The 15,641-nt window shown below is 70.9% G+C and carries 17 protein-coding genes; 4 read left to right on the top strand and 13 right to left on the bottom strand.

What is annotated here, in order from left to right:
• Window positions 1–59 precede the first annotated feature (59 nt).
• Complete coding sequence (locus AC3WLN_RS16120; protein WP_243915540.1) at window positions 60–944, bottom strand: HpcH/HpaI aldolase/citrate lyase family protein; 885 nt, start codon at window positions 942–944, stop codon at window positions 60–62.
• A gap of 173 nt (window positions 945–1,117) precedes the next feature.
• Here AC3WLN_RS16120 and AC3WLN_RS16115 point away from each other — a divergent pair, with 173 nt between their 5' ends.
• Window positions 1,118–1,447 (top strand): DUF167 domain-containing protein, encoded by a 330-nt coding sequence (locus AC3WLN_RS16115; protein WP_463770204.1) that lies wholly within the window; start codon window positions 1,118–1,120, stop codon window positions 1,445–1,447.
• Between the two features lie 11 nt (window positions 1,448–1,458).
• On the opposite strand, the gene AC3WLN_RS16110 is transcribed toward AC3WLN_RS16115, so the two are convergent.
• The 8 genes from AC3WLN_RS16110 to AC3WLN_RS16075 form a co-directional block, all read right to left on the bottom strand.
• Window positions 1,459–1,797 carry a hypothetical protein gene (locus AC3WLN_RS16110; protein ID WP_492482865.1) on the bottom strand — a complete coding sequence of 113 codons (339 nt, stop codon included), beginning with the start codon at window positions 1,795–1,797 and terminating at the stop codon, window positions 1,459–1,461.
• A gap of 59 nt (window positions 1,798–1,856) precedes the next feature.
• Window positions 1,857–2,228, bottom strand: a complete 372-nt coding sequence (locus AC3WLN_RS16105) for a tRNA-binding protein (protein ID WP_492482863.1) — start codon at window positions 2,226–2,228, stop codon at window positions 1,857–1,859.
• A 4-nt stretch (window positions 2,229–2,232) separates the two neighbouring features.
• Window positions 2,233–3,057: an FTR1 family iron permease gene (locus tag AC3WLN_RS16100; protein WP_492482861.1), complete on the bottom strand. Its 825-nt coding sequence runs from the start codon at window positions 3,055–3,057 to the stop codon at window positions 2,233–2,235.
• Between the two features lie 52 nt (window positions 3,058–3,109).
• The gene (locus AC3WLN_RS16095; protein WP_492482859.1) at window positions 3,110–4,558 is read right to left on the bottom strand and encodes a 4Fe-4S binding protein; all 1,449 of its coding nucleotides are present in this window, start codon (window positions 4,556–4,558) and stop codon (window positions 3,110–3,112) included.
• A gap of 34 nt (window positions 4,559–4,592) precedes the next feature.
• A complete protein-coding gene (locus AC3WLN_RS16090; protein ID WP_492482857.1) occupies window positions 4,593–4,931 on the bottom strand; it encodes a cupredoxin domain-containing protein in 339 nt (112 codons plus the stop codon).
• A gap of 5 nt (window positions 4,932–4,936) precedes the next feature.
• Window positions 4,937–5,500 (bottom strand): iron transporter, encoded by a 564-nt coding sequence (locus AC3WLN_RS16085; protein WP_492482855.1) that lies wholly within the window; start codon window positions 5,498–5,500, stop codon window positions 4,937–4,939.
• A gap of 198 nt (window positions 5,501–5,698) precedes the next feature.
• Complete coding sequence (locus AC3WLN_RS16080) at window positions 5,699–7,072, bottom strand: MATE family efflux transporter (protein WP_492482853.1); 1,374 nt, start codon at window positions 7,070–7,072, stop codon at window positions 5,699–5,701.
• Between the two features lie 46 nt (window positions 7,073–7,118).
• Complete coding sequence (locus AC3WLN_RS16075; RefSeq protein ID WP_492482851.1) at window positions 7,119–7,592, bottom strand: gamma-butyrobetaine hydroxylase family protein; 474 nt, start codon at window positions 7,590–7,592, stop codon at window positions 7,119–7,121.
• 177 nt (window positions 7,593–7,769) lie between these two features.
• Here AC3WLN_RS16075 and moaA point away from each other — a divergent pair, with 177 nt between their 5' ends.
• Both moaA and AC3WLN_RS16065 read left to right on the top strand, forming a co-directional pair.
• Window positions 7,770–8,807, top strand: coding sequence for a GTP 3',8-cyclase MoaA (gene moaA / locus AC3WLN_RS16070; protein ID WP_492482849.1), 1,038 nt, complete (start codon window positions 7,770–7,772; stop codon window positions 8,805–8,807).
• 70 nt (window positions 8,808–8,877) lie between these two features.
• Window positions 8,878–9,750 (top strand): NAD(P)-dependent oxidoreductase, encoded by an 873-nt coding sequence (locus AC3WLN_RS16065; RefSeq protein WP_492482847.1) that lies wholly within the window; start codon window positions 8,878–8,880, stop codon window positions 9,748–9,750.
• Here the strand turns inward: AC3WLN_RS16065 and miaA are convergent.
• On the bottom strand, window positions 9,728–10,690 hold the full coding sequence (miaA, locus tag AC3WLN_RS16060) for a tRNA (adenosine(37)-N6)-dimethylallyltransferase MiaA (RefSeq protein ID WP_492482845.1): 963 nt from the start codon (window positions 10,688–10,690) through the stop codon (window positions 9,728–9,730). The genes AC3WLN_RS16065 and miaA overlap by 23 nt on opposite strands.
• Before the next feature lie 19 nt (window positions 10,691–10,709).
• Between miaA and serB the strand changes: the two genes are divergently transcribed.
• Window positions 10,710–11,606 carry a phosphoserine phosphatase SerB gene (gene serB, locus AC3WLN_RS16055; protein WP_492482843.1) on the top strand — a complete coding sequence of 299 codons (897 nt, stop codon included), beginning with the start codon at window positions 10,710–10,712 and terminating at the stop codon, window positions 11,604–11,606.
• Window positions 11,607–11,963: 357 nt separating this feature from the next.
• On the opposite strand, the gene AC3WLN_RS16050 is transcribed toward serB, so the two are convergent.
• From AC3WLN_RS16050 to hflK, 3 genes are all read right to left on the bottom strand, one after another.
• Window positions 11,964–13,502, bottom strand: coding sequence for a DegQ family serine endoprotease (locus AC3WLN_RS16050; RefSeq protein WP_492482841.1), 1,539 nt, complete (start codon window positions 13,500–13,502; stop codon window positions 11,964–11,966).
• Between the two features lie 107 nt (window positions 13,503–13,609).
• Window positions 13,610–14,563 carry a protease modulator HflC gene (hflC, locus tag AC3WLN_RS16045; protein WP_492482840.1) on the bottom strand — a complete coding sequence of 318 codons (954 nt, stop codon included), beginning with the start codon at window positions 14,561–14,563 and terminating at the stop codon, window positions 13,610–13,612.
• Window positions 14,560–15,641: FtsH protease activity modulator HflK (hflK, locus tag AC3WLN_RS16040; RefSeq protein WP_492482838.1), on the bottom strand; the 1,082-nt coding region annotated here is incomplete at its 5' end. The genes hflK and hflC, both read right to left, overlap by 4 nt.

Here is a 15,641-nt window from a genome sequence, read left to right as displayed (position 1 = left end):
GCGCCGGATACGGGCGATCCGCGAATGGAAGGTCGAGGACCATCGGGCCGGCCCCGCCCTCAATACCCCTTGGCGGCGATCGCCTCGCGCCAGTTCACCGCCCGGCGGGCCATGCCGATGTGCTGGCGCTCGTACATGCGGCCCTCGATCTTGATCGCGCCGCGCTTGGCGTTCTCCTCGCGGTCGAAGGCCTCGATGACCAGGCGGGCGCGGCGGACCTCCTCGTCGGAGGGGGCAAAGCACGTGTTGGCCGGCTCGAGCTGGTTGGGGTGGATCAGGGTCTTGCCGTCGAAGCCGAGGTCGCGGGCCTGCTGGCACTCGGCCCGGCAGCCCGCCACGTCCTCGATGTCGTTCCAGACGCCGTCGAGGATGGTCAGACCCTCGGCCCGGGCGGCCGCCAGGGTGAACATCATCCAGGGCAGCATCGGCACGCGGCCGGGCACGAGCTGGGCCCAGGTGTCCTTGGCCAGATCGTTGGTGCCGAGCACGAAGCAGGTCAGGCGGGTGCGCCGGTCGCGGCGCGCCTTGGCGATCTCCTGGATGTTCAGGATCGCCGCCGGGGTCTCGATCATCGCCCAGACGGCGATGCTCTCGGGGGCGTCGAGGGCCTCGAGATGGTTGGCGATGCTCTCCAGCACGGCCGGCGAGGACACCTTGGGCATCAGGATCGCGTCGGGGCGCGCCTCGATCGCCGCCTTCAGGTCGGCCTCGCCCCAGGGCGTCTGGGGGGCGTTGACGCGGATGATGATCTCGCGCTCGCCGTAGCCGCCGCCCTTCACGGCGGCGCAGACCTGCTCGCGGGCGATCTCCTTGGCGTCGGGCGCCACCGCGTCCTCCAGGTCGAGGATCAGCGAATCGGCCGCCAGGGTCTTCGCCTTGTCGAGCGCCCTCTGGTTCGAACCGGGCATATAGAGCACGCTGCGGCGCAGGCGGAGGTCGGACATGTCGCGTTCCCGTGGTTTTCGCTGAAGCTTAGTGCAACACGCCCGCACGGACACCCCGATACGGTCGGAATGCCGTGGCATTCCAGCGATTCTGTTGCAATGCACGCGAACCCGGTGCGCGGCCGCGAGCCCCCGCGGGGACGCGCAGGGACGGGGTCCCGGATCGGAGACGGATGAGCGAGCCCTATCAGGTGATCCCGGAGGGGGTCCGCCTCGCCCTGCGGCTGACGCCACGGGCGAACCGCGACGGGCTGGACGGCCTGGTCGCGGATGCCGAGGGGCGCGTCGCCCTGCAGGTGCGGGTGGCCGCGCCACCCGTCGAGGGCGCCGCCAACGCGGCGCTGATAGCCTATCTGGCCAAGGCCCTGAAGCTGCGCCGGTCCGACGTGCGGATCGTCTCCGGCGAGACGGCCCGGCTCAAGATCGTGGTCCTGTCCGGCGAGGGGCCGGCCCTCGCCGCCCGGCTGGCCGAATGGACCAAGGCCGCCCCTCTGCGCCGCTGAGCGGGACACTCCTAATGGCGGAGCGGCGCCGTGAGGCTGAAGATCACCGTGTAGTCGGGGTTCTCGACCACCGGGTCCCCGGGCGAGAGCTGGTACGCGCCGGGATCGGCCGGCTCGATGGCTTCGAGGATCGGCACCATCGTGAAGGGGGCCGCGCCGTCGAAGGGCCGGATGGTGATGCCGGCCTCGGGATCGACCGTCTCGACCCGGCCGAAGACCTGCTCGCGCCGGATCAGGGTTCCGTCGTGGTCGAGATAGGTGACGCCGACGAAGAGGGTCGCGCCCAGCAATTGATGGGCGAACCCGTCGTCCCACTCGATGCCGGAATCGTCCTGTCCGAGGTCGCTCATGCGGACAGGGATGGCGAAAAACCGCGCCCTCGGCAAGCGTCCCGCGGCTTGGCTGCCCCTCAGAACAGGCGGCTGCCGTCCGGCACCGCCTGGTCCGGTCGGAACAGCACGACGGCGCCGTCCGCGTCGGCGAATCCGAGGGTCAGCACCTCGGACAGGAACTTGCCGATCTGGCGCGGCGGGAAGTTCACCACGGCGGCGACCTGCCGGCCGGGCAGGTCCTCGGCCCGGTAATGCTCGGTGATCTGCGCGCTGGAGCGCTTGATGCCGATCGCCGGCCCGAAATCGATGACGAGCTTCAGGGCCGGCTTGCGCGCCTCCGGGAAGGGCTCGGCCGACACCACCGTGCCGACCCGGATGTCCACCGCCAGGAAGGCGTCGAAGGTGATGGCCGGGGCGGCCGGCGCATCGGGGGCGTGGCTGACGTGCATGGGCTCAGGCCGCGCGGAGCTGCCGGCGTTTGCCGGCGGACGAGACCTGCATCAGCGCGACCATGACCAGGATGGTGCCGAGATAGACCAGCACCTGCATGGCGCTGGGCCGGTCGGTGTAGCCCACGAGGGCGTGGAGCACGCGGCCGACGAGGCTGTCCTCCCGCAGGACGGCGGAGGTGTTCCAGAGGGGCCGGTCGAGCACGGTGATCAGGCCCGCATTGGTCAGGAACTGCGCGGCCTGGGCCGCGAGGCCCGCCGCCAGCAGGACGATGAGCCCGCTCGTCACCGAGAAGACGTAGCGGGTCGGGATCGCCGCGAGGCCGAAATAGCTCACCGAGGAGGTGGCCGCGCCGACGGCGACGCCGGCCAGGGCGCCGAACTGGATGTCGGGCCCCGAGGTGCCGGAGGCGACGAGGCCGTAGAGGAACAGCACGAGTTCGGCGCCCTCGCGCAGGATCGCGGCGCCGACGACGAGGGCGAGGCCCGCGGCCGCGCTCTGGCCGGTGCGCACCGCCTCGCCGGCGGCCCGCAATTCGCCCGCGAGCTCGCGCCCGTGCTTGGCCATCCAGGTGTTGTGCCAGATCAGCATCAGCACGGCGACGATCAGCACGCCGGCATTGAGGATCTCCTGGCCCGCCCCCTCGAAGGCGTCGGAGATCTTCTCGGCGAACAAAGCCACCAGGGCGGCCCCGGCGAGGCCGCCGAGGACGCCGAGGCCGATCCAGCGGCCGCGCCCGGCGATGCCGCGGGTGGCGGCCAGCACGATGCCGATGATGAGGCCCGCCTCGATGACTTCGCGGAAGGCGATGACGAAGGCTCCGATCATGCGGAGGATTCCTTTTTCACGTTCGCGGGCGCGGCCGGGTTCGCGGCGCGCCCTACCAGATCCAGAACAGCAGCACCCAGCCCGAGACCGAGAGGGCGCAGGCGGCGGCGATGCCGAGGGTCGCGCCCGCGCGGCGCAGGCCCCGCGCCGAGAGGCCGGCCACCGACCAGGCGAGCCAGACGCTCCACAGGCTGGTGCCGAGGAGCAGGGCGGCCCGCATCTCCGAGACGTAGGGGATGAGGATGCCGTCGCCGCGCAGGAAGGTGACGGTCAGCGCCGAGAGGCCGAGGAAGACGCCGCAGCCCGCCACCGGGATCAGCGTCTGGGTGAGGTGGTGGAAGCGCGCCCGCGACCAGCCCAGGGACAGGGTCGCCAGGGCCACGAGGCCCGAGAGCGAGAGGCCGAGGACGATCGCGGCGGTCGCGATGTAGCCGAGCAGCAGCCCGCCATCGAGGAGGCTGAGCACGTCGTTGTGCTCGGGGTAGTTCGTCAGGATGTACCAGGGCAGCGTGGTCTCGAGGGGCCAGGTCGTGCCGCGCTCGATCAGCCAGGTCGCCAGCGCCTGTTTGACGTCGATGAACCAGGGGCTCGAGGACCACTGGAAGGCGCCGACGGCCAGGCCCATCATGCCGAACAGGATCAGCATGGTCTGGTCGAGGCTCGGCTCGGTGCCGGCGACGTGGACGATCTCGTGGGTGGGCGAGCGCCGGGCGAGGCGCACGGCCCCGCGATAGCCCGAGCAGCGCCCGCACATGTGGCAGGCGCCCGCCCCGTTCATGGTCTTGACCGGAACCAGCGGCGCGCAATTGAACGCGTCCCCGCGGGGCTTGGACGCGGTGGCCCCGCGGGGCTTGGGCGAGGCGGCCCAGGCGGCGTGATCCACCTGGAAGCTCACCGGCGCGAGCTTGGCGAGCACCGCGAAGACGCCGTTGACGGGGCAGAGGTAGCGGCACCAGACCCGCTTGTTGCGGCCGTAGAGCAGCCCGACGGCGATCGCCGCCACGGTGGAGCCGCCGAGCACCGCCAGCACCGGCTTCGGATAGCCGTAGACGCTGACCATCTGGCCGTAGACCGTGGTGCCGGCGAAGGCGACGAAGGGCCAGCCGCCCCAGGTGATCCAGCGCGGCACGGCGCGGCCGAGGCTCCAGCGGCTGGCGAACTCGGTGAGCGCGCCCTCGGGGCAGAGGATACCGCACCAGGCCCGGCCGACCACCACCATGCTGACCAGCACGAAGGGCCACCAGATCCCCCAGAAGGCGAACTGGGCGAAGACCGTCAGGTTGTTCCACAGGTGCGCGCTGCGGTCGGGCAGCGGCAGGAAGGCCGGCACCGCGACCAGCACGAGGTAGACGGCGACCACGCCCCACTGGATGGTGCGGATCGTGCCGCCGTGGCGCTGCATCCAGGCCCCGAGATCCGCGAGCTTCGCGTCGATCCAGGCGTCCCGGGCGTCGCGCGGCGTGCGGACGTCTTGCGGCTTGATGGACGTCGAGACTGCCATTCCGGTGGGCTTCGCCAGGGTTATCGAGACCGCTTCACTTCGCCACCAGGGTGGCCTTGGCGTTGGGGTGGAAATCGTCGAACACGTCGTAGCTGCCCGGATCGACGGTGCGGAAGACGATGGAGGAGGTCGCGCCCGCGGCGAGCGCCTTCTCCCGCTTCAGCTCGACGCTCTCGAACTCCACCGGGCTCGTGCCCGTGTTGGTGATCTCGAGCTTGAACCGGGTGTTGGCCGGGACCTCGATGACGTTCGGGACGATGGTCCCGTCCTTCATCTCGACCTTGATGACCGGCAGGTCTTCTGCGCAGGCCGGAGAGGCGGCGAGGAGACCGCCCGCGAAGGCGCAGGCCAGGATACGGCGGAGAACGGCCATGGGGCTCAGTAGGCTCCCTTCTTGCCGATGCCCGCGAAGGTGAAGTCCTGGATCAGGTCGAAGGGCTTGAACCACTCGGCGACGCCGGTCTCCTTGTCGACGTGGCGGCCGAAATGGCTGTGCGGGCCGGGGGGTGCGACGGTGAGCTTCAGGCGGTAGCGGCCGGGCCCGGAGAGCTTGACGTTGTCGCCGTAATGCGGGCCGTCATTGGCGACCATCGGCATCAGCGAGCCGGTGACCTTCGGGCCGGTGGCGGCCTCGCCCTCCAGCTTGGTGATCTCGAAGCTGACCGTCAGGGAGGGAACCCAGTCGCCCTCGGCGAAGCCGTTGCGGTTGTCCTTTGCGGCGTGGATGTCGGCCTCGAGATGGATGTCGGACTGCGCGGCCGCGCGCATCATGTCCGGCGGGTCCATCTCGATCGGCTGCAGGTAGACGGCACCCACCTCGATCCCGTTCTGGGTCACGTGCGGGCCGATCGGCGTCTCCTTCGCCTGGGCCGCGTTCCCGAGGGAGACGGCGCCGGTGAGCAGGAGGGCCAGGGCGAGGGAGGAGCGGAGATTCTTGCGCATCGTGGCTAGCGCGTAGACCAGACGATTACACAAGCAAAGAGGCTTTTTCGTCACGTTTCTGAATGAGAACAATTCCAAACTGAGGATCTACCTGCGCCGGCAAGTAGATCTTTCCTATTGTCAGGCCCTTTGCCTTGTCGAACGCGAAGAAACGCCCTAGCCCGTCGGTATCGAACCGCTTCGACGTCCGGTTCCGTCTCAGGCGGGCGTGTATGCGCCGGTCCGCTTGTCCAGCGGAATCGTGCCCGCCGGGGCGAAGGTCCGGCGCGTGAGCCCGGGATAGGCCAGCGCCTGGCTGATCCCGCGGCCGGCCAGCAGAATCAGGAACGAGAGCCACAGGCCCCCGTTGCCGAGGCCCGCCGCATGGGCGGAAAAGAGGGCGACGCCGTAGAGCGCGGTCGCGACGAGCATCAGGTTGCGCATCGCCCGCGTCCAGGTGGCGCCGATATAGATGCCGTCGAAGGCGAAGGGCACGGCCGCCATCAGCGGGGCGAGCGCCGCCGGCAGCAGGTAGAGCCGGGCCATGGCACGCACCTCCGGGCTCGTCGTCACCGCGTCGATGAAGGCGTTGCCGGCGACGAGGAACCCGCCCGCGATGGCGCCGCCGAAGGCCAGGCACCAGAGCAGGCTCAAGCGCGCGGCGCGGCGGAAGCGGGCCTCGTCCCGGGCGCCCACCGCCTGCCCGCACAGGGTTTCGGCGGCGGTGGCGAAGCCGTCGAGGAAGAAGCCGCCGATCATGAAGAGATTCCACAGGACGGCATTGGCCGCCAGCACCACGTCGCCGGAGCGGGCGCCCAGCGCCGAGAACAGGGTGATGCAGCCGACCAGCAGCAGGGTGCGGATCATCACGTCGGCGTTGACGCTGAGCATCCGGGCGAGCGCCAGGGGATCGCGCACCACCCGGAGCGGCACCGCGAAGGGCCGCGAGCCGAGCCGCGCCAGCAGGACCAGACCGAGGCCGGCGCCCGCCGCCTCGGCGATCAGGGTGGCGAGCCCGGCGCCGGCGACGCTCATGTCCGCCCCGAGGACGAAGACGAGGGTGAGGACGATGTTGGTGAGGTTGATGGCGACCTGCAGGATCAGCCCGAGATCGGTGCGCCCGCGCCCGAGCACGGAGCCGAGGATGGCGTAGTTCGCCAGGGTGAAGGGGGCGGCGAAGATGCGGATGTGGAAATAGGCCGCCAGGGCGGCGATCACGGCCGGGCTCGCGCCGCTCAGGGAGAAGGCGGCCCGGCCGATCGGGCCCTGCAGCCCCACGATGACCAGCCCGACGACCAGCGCCGCCGCCAGGGCGCGGGCCAGCGTCCGGTCGACTTCCGCCGCGTCGTGCGCCCCCACCGCCTGGGCAGTGAGCCCGGCCGTGGCCATGCGCAGGGAGCCGAACGACCAGAAGATCGCGTCGAAGATCACGGCGCCCAGCGCCATCGCCCCGAGGAGCGCGGCATCGCCGAGCCGGCCGATCACGGTGGCGCCGACGAAGCCGAGGAGCGGCGTCGTCACGTTGGCGAGCGTCATCGGCAGGGCGAGCGCGAGGACGCGCCGGCTGGTCGCCGGGCTGGTCGAAGGCGTCATGTCACGAGTGTCCCGTAGCGGCCGTCCGGGCGGCGATCCGATCCGTTCAGTGGCAGCCGCAGCCGCTGCCGCAGCTTCCGCCCGTCTCGCTGGGCGGTGCGGCCGGCTTCGCACTCCGGCGCACGGGGTCGCGGCTCAGGCCCCGGTCTTCCAGCTCGGACAGGTAGGTGGCCCAGCGGTTCCGGTACTCGCGCCCGAGGTCGTAGAGGTAGCCCCAGCCGTAGAGGCCGGTATCGTGCATGTCGTCGAAGGTCAGCTTGACGGCGTAGTTGCCGATCGGCTCGACCTTGAGGATCGCCACGTCGCGCTTGCCGCCGACGACCTTGCGCTCGGAGGGCGAGTGACCCTGGACCTCGGCCGAGGGGCTCGAGACCCGGAGATACTCCGCCGGCAAGGCGAAGCGGCCGCCATCCTCGAAGGCGACGTTGAGGGTGCGCTTGTCGCCCGAGAGACGGATCTCGGTGGGCCAGCGCTCGGGAGCGGCCGGGGCCGCATGCGGATCGACAGCCTGTTGGTTCATGGTGACGTCCTTCCGGCGGCGTCGGCGATGGGGATCGCCGGACGCCTGCCTTGCATGGCTCCTGCGACGGACGCAAACTTGCCCGCGAGGGTGCGAGACCTCATATGACGTGCCATGTTAGGTTCGTCACGCGACCGCGCCAACGTTTCCTCACCCCGACAGAGCACAGAAACCCGCATGTGGGGTCCCCGCGCCACCGACGATGCCGCCCCGGTCGCTCCGGCGCCGCTGATCGACCCGTTTCAGCGGGCGATTACCTACCTGCGCATCTCGGTCACCGATCGCTGCGACCTGCGTTGCGTGTACTGCATGTCGGACGACATGCAGTTCCTGCCCAAGCGCGACCTGCTCTCCCTGGAAGAACTGGACCGGCTCTGCGCCGTGTTCATCCAGCGCGGCGTGCGCAAATTGCGCATCACCGGCGGCGAGCCCCTGGTCCGGCGCGACATCATGCACCTGTTCCGGCGCCTGTCCCGCCACCTCGACACGGGGGCGCTGGAAGAGCTGACGATGACCACCAACGGCACGCAGCTCGGCCGCTTCGCGCCGGAGCTCGCCGAACTCGGCGTGCGCCGCGTCAACGTCTCCCTCGACACCCTCGACCCGGACAAGTTCCGGGCGGTGACCCGCCGGGGCGACCTCAAGGTCGTGCTCGACGGCATCGAGACGGCGCGCAAGGCCGGCATCAAGGTCAAGATCAACGCCGTGGCGCTCAAGGGCGTCAACGAGGACGAGATCGCCGACATGATCGCCTGGGCGCACGGCGACGGCATGGACATGACGCTGATCGAGGTGATGCCGCTCGGCGAGATCGAGGGCGACCGCACCGATCAGTTCCTGCCCCTCTCGGTCGCCCGCGCCCGGCTCGAGCAGCGCTACACCATGACCCCCCTGCCCGACCGCACCGGCGGCCCGGCCCGCTACGTGCGCATCGCCGAGACCGGCGGCCGCCTCGGCTTCATCACGCCGCTCACCCACAATTTCTGCGAGAGCTGCAACCGGGTGCGCCTGACCTGCACCGGCAAGCTCTACATGTGCCTCGGCCAGGAGGACGCCGCCGATCTCCGGGCGGCCCTGCGCGCCTCCCCCGACGACGCCCTAGTGACCCAGGCGGTGATCGACGCCATCGCGCGCAAGCCCAAGGGCCACGACTTCGTCATCGAGCGCGCCCGACCGGCCGCCGTGCCGCGCCACATGAGCGTCACCGGCGGATAAGTCCCCGCCTCGGTTTGACCCCCGCGGGCATCGCTCCTAGACCCAGCTCGTATTCAGGATACGAGCGGAGATGACGATGGCGAAGGTAGCGTTTCTGGGCCTCGGCGTGATGGGCGGCCCGATGGCCCGCCACCTCGCCGCCAAGGGCCATGAGGTCACCGTCTACAACCGCACCACCGCCAAGGCGGAGGCCTGGGTCGCCGCCCATGGCGGCGCCTTCGCGGCCACCCCGCGCGAGGCCGCGAAGGGCCAGGCCATCGTCTTCGCCTGCGTGGGCAACGACGAGGATCTGCGCAGCGTCACCCTCGGCGCGGACGGCGCCTTCGCGGGCATGGACAAGGGCGCGATCTTCGTCGACCACACCACCGCCTCGGCCGAGGTCGCCCGCGAGCTCGCCGATGCCGCGAAGGCCGCCGGCCTCGGCTTCATCGACGCCCCCGTCTCCGGCGGCCAGGCGGGCGCCGAGAACGCGGCGCTCACCGTGATGTGCGGCGGCGAGGCCGAGACCTACGCGGCGGTCGAGCCCGCCATCCTGTGCTTTGCCCGCGCCAGCCGCCTGATGGGCCCGGCCGGCTCCGGCCAGCTCACCAAGATGGTCAACCAGATCGCCATCGCGGGCCTGGTCCAGGGCCTGTCCGAGGCGGTGCACTTCGCCAAGCGGGCTCATCTCGACGTCGAGGCCGTGCTGGAGGTGATCTCCAAGGGCGCCGCCGGCTCCTGGCAGATGGAGAACCGCGGCAAGACCATGAACGCGGGCAAGTTCGACTTCGGCTTCGCCGTGGACTGGATGCGCAAGGATCTCGGCATCCTCCTGGCCGAGGCCCGGCGCAACGGCGCCCAACTCCCCGTCACCGCCCTGGTCGACCAGTTCTACGCCGACGTGCAGGGCCTGGGCGGCAACCGCTGGGACACCTCGTCCCTCATCGCCCGCCTGGAGAAGTGAGCGCCGCCTGGGCCCGCCCGAGGGCCTCCTCGGGCGGCGTCCAGAGCCAATCGGTGCCCATCTGGTGCCGGAACCAGGTGAACTGGCGCTTGGCGTAGCGCCGGGTGTCGCCCTGCCCGCGCCGGATCGCCTCCGCCCGGGAGAGCGTCCCGTCGAGATGGGCGATCAGGCCCGGCACCCCATGGGCGCGCATGATCGGCAGCAGCGGATCGAGGCGCCGGTCGCGCAGGGCCTCGACCTCGCCGAGCGCCCCGTGCGCGATCATCGCCTCGAAGCGGGCGTCGATGGCCCGGCGCAGGGCCTCGCGCTCGGGGGCCAGGAACAGCTTCAGGAGCGGCAGGCCGGCGAGCGGCCCGGGCGTGCGCGCGCCCTGGAAATCCGCGATCGGCCGGCCGGTCGCCGCGAACACCTCGAGGGCGCGCATCACCCGCGCCCGGTCGCTCGGGCGCAGGGCTTCCGCCCCGGCGGGGTCGCGGGCGGCCAGGTCGGCGTGCAGGTCCTCCGTCGCCCGGCCCTCGGCCCGCGCCCGCAGGGCCGCGCGGACCGCGTCCGGCACCGGCGGCAACTCCGACAGCCCCTCCTCCAGCGCCCGGAAATACAGGCCGGTGCCGCCGACGAAGATCGGCAGGCGGCCCGCCGCGCGAAGCGCCCCGATCAGCGGCGCGGCCTCGCGGGCGAAGTGCCCGGCCGAGTAGTTCACCGCCCCGTCGACATGGCCGTAGAGGCGGTGGGGCGCCTCGGCCTCCTCGTCCGCGCTCGGCCGGGCCGAGAGCCGGCGCAGGTCGGCATAGACCTGCATCGAGTCGGTGTTGACCACCACACCGCCGAGCGCGCGCGCCAGCGCCAGCGCCAGACCCGACTTGCCCGAGGCGGTCGGCCCTGCGATGAGGATCGCCGCCGGCGGGGTGTGCGCGTGCGCGCGTTGCGTGACCGGCGGCACTGGCGTGGAAAGCTCCCGGATGACCCTCGTCGCGATCCTGATAGCAAACGAGAGCCGCCCCGCCATCACCGATGCGGTCTTGGCCGAGACCCGGGCGGTGATGCGCACGGAGCACCAGCCCCGCATCCTGCACGGCGAGGTCGCCGCGGAAGTCCTGGTGCCGGGCGCCGAGGCGGATGCGCCGGCGCTCGCGCGCCGCCTGCGCGCGGCGCTCGCCTCCGAGCCGATCGACGTCGCGGTCCTGAGCGCCGGTCCGCACCGGCGCAAGCGCCTGTTCCTGGCCGACATGGACTCGACCATGATCGAGCAGGAATGCATCGACGAACTCGCCGACACGATCGGGCTGAAGGACCATGTCGCCGCCATCACCGAGCGGGCCATGCGGGGCGAGATCGCCTTCGGCCCGGCCCTGCGCGAGCGGGTCGCCCTGCTGCGCGACGTGCCCGTGGACAAGATCGACGCGCTGATCGCCGAGCGCATCACCCTGACGCCGGGCGGACGCACCCTGGTGCAGACCATGAAGGCGCACGGCACCCATACCTGCCTGATCTCGGGGGGCTTCACCCTGTTCACCGGTCCGGTCTCGGCCCGGATCGGCTTCGACGAGGCCCACGCCACCACCCTCGGTGTCCGTGACGGCCGGCTCACCGGCGAGGTCATCGAGCCGATCGTCGACAAGGAGACCAAGCGCGCGACCCTGATCGCCCTGCGCGGCCGCCTCGGCCTCGACGCCGCCGAAACCCTGGCGGTGGGGGACGGCGCCAACGACCTCGACATGCTCGGCGAGGCCGGCCTCGGCGTCGCCTTCCGGGCCAAGCCCAAGGTGGCGGCCGCCGCGCAGGTGCGCATCGACCACGGCGACCTCACGGCCCTGCTCTACCTGCAGGGTTATGCCTCGGCCGAATTCGTGGGCTGAGCGGCGCCGGCATGCGGAGGTGCCGTAGGCGGCCCCGGGATGACATGGTGCTGCGCGCGGGTTTCCGGCCTGGACACATCCGACACCACACCGTCATTCCGGGTCGCCGCAGGCGAACCCGGACCCGAAGGGGCGCGCCAACGGCGTGCAATCCAGAGCCGCTGACCCTGCAAGACCTTGCGCCACCTGTGCTTCTGAATCCCGGGCTCCGCTGCGCGGCCCCGGGATGACGGGGAGCGACGGGACATGCTTCGGCCGGTGAATCGGCCGGCTGCGAATCGGAGTAGCCCCACCTACCAAAACAAAACCGCCGCCCTCTCGGGCGGCGGCTTCGTCGCGTCACCGTGGCAGGACGGATCAGTCGATCCCCAGCGCCACGAAGCGGACGTCGCCGCTCGCGCTGGCGACCAGGAGCAGGACGGACTTGCGACCGTCCTTCTTGAGCTGGTCGATGCGCTTGCTGACGTCGGCCGGCGCGCTCACCGCCTCCTGGCCGACCTCGACGATGACCTCGCCCGGCTTGATCTGCTTGTCGGCCGCCGTGGAGTTCGGATCGACGCGGGTGACGAGGACGCCCTTCAGGCCGTCCTTGAGGCTGTAGCGCTTGCGCGCCTCGTCGGTGATGCCCGAGAGGTTGAGGCCGAGCACCTGGCGCACCGCGCTCTCCGGCTCGGGCTGCTTGACGCTGGCCAGGGTCGGCTTCTCGGTGTCTTCCAGCCGGCCGAGGGTGACGGACTTCGTGGTCTCGGCGCCCTTGCGGATCACCAGCACGTCCACGGTCTTGCCGACCGGGGTCGAGGCGACGATGCGCGGCAGGTCGCTGGACGACTTCACCGCCGTGCCGTTGAACTTGACGATGACGTCGCCGATCTCGAGGCCGGCGGCCTTGGCCGGGCCCTTCTCGTCGACGCCGGCCACGAGCGCGCCCTTGACCCCGTCCTTCATGTCGAGGGCTTCGGCCGTGGTCTCGTCGACGTTCTGGATGCGCACGCCGAGCCAGCCGCGGCGGACCTCGCCGAACTCGCGCAGCTGGTCGATGACCTGGGAGGCGTTGTTCGACGGAACCGCGAAACCGATGCCGACCGAGCCGCCGGTGGGCGACAGGATCGCGGTGTTGATGCCGATGACCTCGCCGTTCATGTTGAACAGCGGCCCGCCGGAATTGCCCTTGTTGATGGCCGCGTCGGTCTGGATGTAGTTGTCGTAGGGGCCGGACTCGATGTTGCGGCCGCGCGCCGAGACGATGCCGGCCGAGACCGAGCCGCCGAGGCCGAACGGGTTGCCGATGGCGATGACCCAGTCGCCCGGGCGCATCTTCTCGGAATCGCCGAACGGCACGGCCTTCAGGGGCTTGCCGGCTTCCGGCTTCACCCGCAGCACCGCGAGATCGATCTTGGCATCCTTGCCGATGATCTCGGCCTTCAGCTTGGTGCCGTTGTGCAGGATGACCTGGATGTCGTTGGCGTCGCCGATGACGTGGTTGTTCGTCACCACGATGCCGGAGGCGTCGATGATGAAGCCCGAGCCGAGGGAGTTGGACTTGCGCTGGCGCGGGCGCTCCGCCTCGCTGCGGTCGCCACCGGCGCCGCCGCGCTGGCCGCGCTTGTTGAAGAACTCCTCGAACAGGTCCTCGAAGGGCGTGCCCTGGGGCAGCTGCGGGCCGGAACGGGTGCTGGGGCGCGCGTCGACGGTGGTCGAGGCCGAGATGTTGACCACGGCGTCGGTGACCTGGTCGGCGAGGTCGGCCAGGGATTCGGGGCCCTTGGCGAAGGCCGGCGCCGGGGCGCCGGTCACGGCCAGGGAGGTCGCCAGCGCCGCGGCGGCGAGGGCGGAGCGCAGGCTGCGCTGGAGCGCTCGGGAACGGGGCGCCCGGACGGCGCTCGCGACGGGAAGCATGGTCGACCTCATGTGTGTCTGGACGGTCTTAGATCGTCCGCGCCGGTCCCCGATCAAGAGTCCGGCGGCGAACCGAGGGTTCGCCGCCGGCATGTGGTCGGGTCCCGTCAGCGGGTGCTGCCCGTCGTGCCGGGCTCCGCCGGCGCCCGCGTGCGGGCGGCCGGGCTCGCGGGGGTCCGGCCCTGCGGATCGCTGAAGTACCGGAAGAAGTCCGACGAGGGGCTGATCACCAGCCGGGTGTCGGAGCCCTTCAGGCCGGTCTCGTAGGCCTGCATGGAGCGGTAGAAGCTGAAGAAGTCCGCGTCCTTGCCGTAGGCTTCCGCCAGGATGCGGTTCTTGTCGGCGTCGCCCTGGCCGCGCAGGGTCTCGGCCGTCTGGTTGGCCTCCGAGAGCAGCACGGTGACGTCGCGGTCGGCCTTGGCCTTGATCGTCACCGCGGCCTGCTCGCCGGTGGCGCGGATGTCGGCCGCCTCGCGCTGGCGCTCCGTCGTCATGCGCTTGTAGACCGCCGAGCTGTTCTGGGCCGGGAGGTCGACGCGGGTCATGCGCAGGTCGACGATCTCGACGCCGAGCTCCTTCGCCTGCCGGTTCACGTCGGCCTGGATCTGGTTCATCAGCTCGGCGCGCTGGGTCCGCACGATGGCGTCGCGGGTCGAGCGGGCGAGCAGGTTGCGCAGGGCCGAGTTGGTGAAGCTCGCCAGGAGGGTGTTGGCGCGGGCGATGTTGTTGGCCGACTGGTAGAACTTCAGCGGATCGACGATCCGGTAGCGCGCGAAGGCGTCCACCTCGAGGTTCTGGCGGTCGGTGGTCAGCAGGGTCTGCACCGGCAGGTCGAGATCGAGCACCCGCTTGTCGAACAGGACGACGTTCTCGAAGAACGGGAGCTTGAAGTAGAGCCCGGGCTTGTCGGTGCCGGTCTGGTTCAGGACGGCGCGGACGCCGCCGAAGCGCAGCACCAGGGCCTGCTGCATCTGGCCCACGGTGAAGACCGAGGCGTAGAGGCCGACGACGATGGCGGCGGCCGCGATCATCAGGCCGGTGCGGAGGGCTTGGTTGTTCATCGGGCCACTCCACCGGCAGCGTTGCGGGGACCGAACTCGGTGAGCGGCAGCACCGGCAGGACGCCGGCGGCGCTGGCGCCTGACCCGGCGCCGGCCCCGTTCTGATCGATGATCACCTTGTTGACCGAGCCCAGGACCCGCTCCATCGTTTCGAGGAAGATGCGCTCGCGGCTGATGACCGGCGCGATCCTGTAGGATTCGTAGACCTGGCTGAAGCGGGAGGCCTGGCCGGTCGCGTCGGCGGTGGACTGCGTCTTGTAGGCCTCCGCCGCCTGGACGATCTGGGCGGCCTTACCGCGGGCCTGCGGAACCTCGCGGCTCTCGTAGGTACGCGCGTCGTTCTTGGCGCGCTCGGCGTCCTGCTGGGCGGCGTTCACGTCGAAGAAGGCGGGCCGCACCTCCGGCGGAGGCTGCACGCTGACGAGCTGCACGAGCTCGATGCGCACGCCGGCGCCGTACTCGTCGAGGGCCTTCTGGGTGATCTCGCGGACCTCCTGGGCGACGCTCGACTGCTCGTTGGTGAGGATCGGCTGGATGTTGCGGCGGCCGACCACTTCGCGCATCGCGCTCTCGGCGATGGCCTTGATCGTGCCCTCGGGATTCTCGAGGTTGAAGACGAAGTCGGAGGCCTTCAGGGGGTTGATGCGCCACTGCACCTCGAAGTCGAGGTCGACGATGTTCTCGTCGCCGGTGAGCATCAGGCTCTCCTCGGGCTTGTCGACGGTGCGGGCCTGGTTGCCGAGGCCGGCGCGGTAGCCGATCTGCACGCTGTTGACCTGGCCGACATTGGGCTTGGTCACGGCGCCGATGGGAGCCGGGAAGTTGTAGTTCAGGCCCTGGCCGGTGGTGCTGGTGTAGCGGCCGAAGACGGTCTCGATGCCGACCTGCTGCGGCGCCACGGTGTAGAACCCGGTGGCGAGCCAGACGGCGACCACGATGCCGCCGGCGATCAGGAGGCCGCGGCCGCCGCCGAAGGAGCCGCCCGGGAGCACGCCGCGCAGCCGGTCCTGGCTGCGCCGCAGGAGTTCCTCGAGGTCGGGCGGGGTCTTGCCGCCGCCGCCGCCACCGCCCCACGGGC

The sequence above is a fragment of the Methylobacterium sp. FW306-05-D genome, assembly GCF_058782155.1.
The sequence above is the reverse complement of the archived record's forward strand: the minus strand, read 5'-3'. Positions and strand labels throughout refer to the sequence as shown.

Coding starts and splice junctions, on each gene's coding strand:
- AC3WLN_RS16050 (WP_492482841.1), bottom strand. CDS start 13,502: ATGCTTCCCGTCGCGAGCGCCGTCCGGGCGCCCCGTTCCCGAGCGCTC.
- AC3WLN_RS16120 (WP_243915540.1), bottom strand. CDS start 944: ATGTCCGACCTCCGCCTGCGCCGCAGCGTGCTCTATATGCCCGGTTCG.
- AC3WLN_RS16065 (WP_492482847.1), top strand. CDS start 8,878: ATGACGATGGCGAAGGTAGCGTTTCTGGGCCTCGGCGTGATGGGCGGC.
- moaA (WP_492482849.1), top strand. CDS start 7,770: ATGTGGGGTCCCCGCGCCACCGACGATGCCGCCCCGGTCGCTCCGGCG.
- AC3WLN_RS16090 (WP_492482857.1), bottom strand. CDS start 4,931: ATGGCCGTTCTCCGCCGTATCCTGGCCTGCGCCTTCGCGGGCGGTCTC.
- AC3WLN_RS16110 (WP_492482865.1), bottom strand. CDS start 1,797: ATGAGCGACCTCGGACAGGACGATTCCGGCATCGAGTGGGACGACGGG.
- AC3WLN_RS16080 (WP_492482853.1), bottom strand. CDS start 7,072: ATGACGCCTTCGACCAGCCCGGCGACCAGCCGGCGCGTCCTCGCGCTC.
- hflC (WP_492482840.1), bottom strand. CDS start 14,563: ATGAACAACCAAGCCCTCCGCACCGGCCTGATGATCGCGGCCGCCGCC.
- AC3WLN_RS16115 (WP_463770204.1), top strand. CDS start 1,118: ATGAGCGAGCCCTATCAGGTGATCCCGGAGGGGGTCCGCCTCGCCCTG.
- AC3WLN_RS16085 (WP_492482855.1), bottom strand. CDS start 5,500: ATGCGCAAGAATCTCCGCTCCTCCCTCGCCCTGGCCCTCCTGCTCACC.
- AC3WLN_RS16075 (WP_492482851.1), bottom strand. CDS start 7,592: ATGAACCAACAGGCTGTCGATCCGCATGCGGCCCCGGCCGCTCCCGAG.
- AC3WLN_RS16095 (WP_492482859.1), bottom strand. CDS start 4,558: ATGGCAGTCTCGACGTCCATCAAGCCGCAAGACGTCCGCACGCCGCGC.
- serB (WP_492482843.1), top strand. CDS start 10,710: ATGACCCTCGTCGCGATCCTGATAGCAAACGAGAGCCGCCCCGCCATC.
- AC3WLN_RS16100 (WP_492482861.1), bottom strand. CDS start 3,057: ATGATCGGAGCCTTCGTCATCGCCTTCCGCGAAGTCATCGAGGCGGGC.
- AC3WLN_RS16105 (WP_492482863.1), bottom strand. CDS start 2,228: ATGCACGTCAGCCACGCCCCCGATGCGCCGGCCGCCCCGGCCATCACC.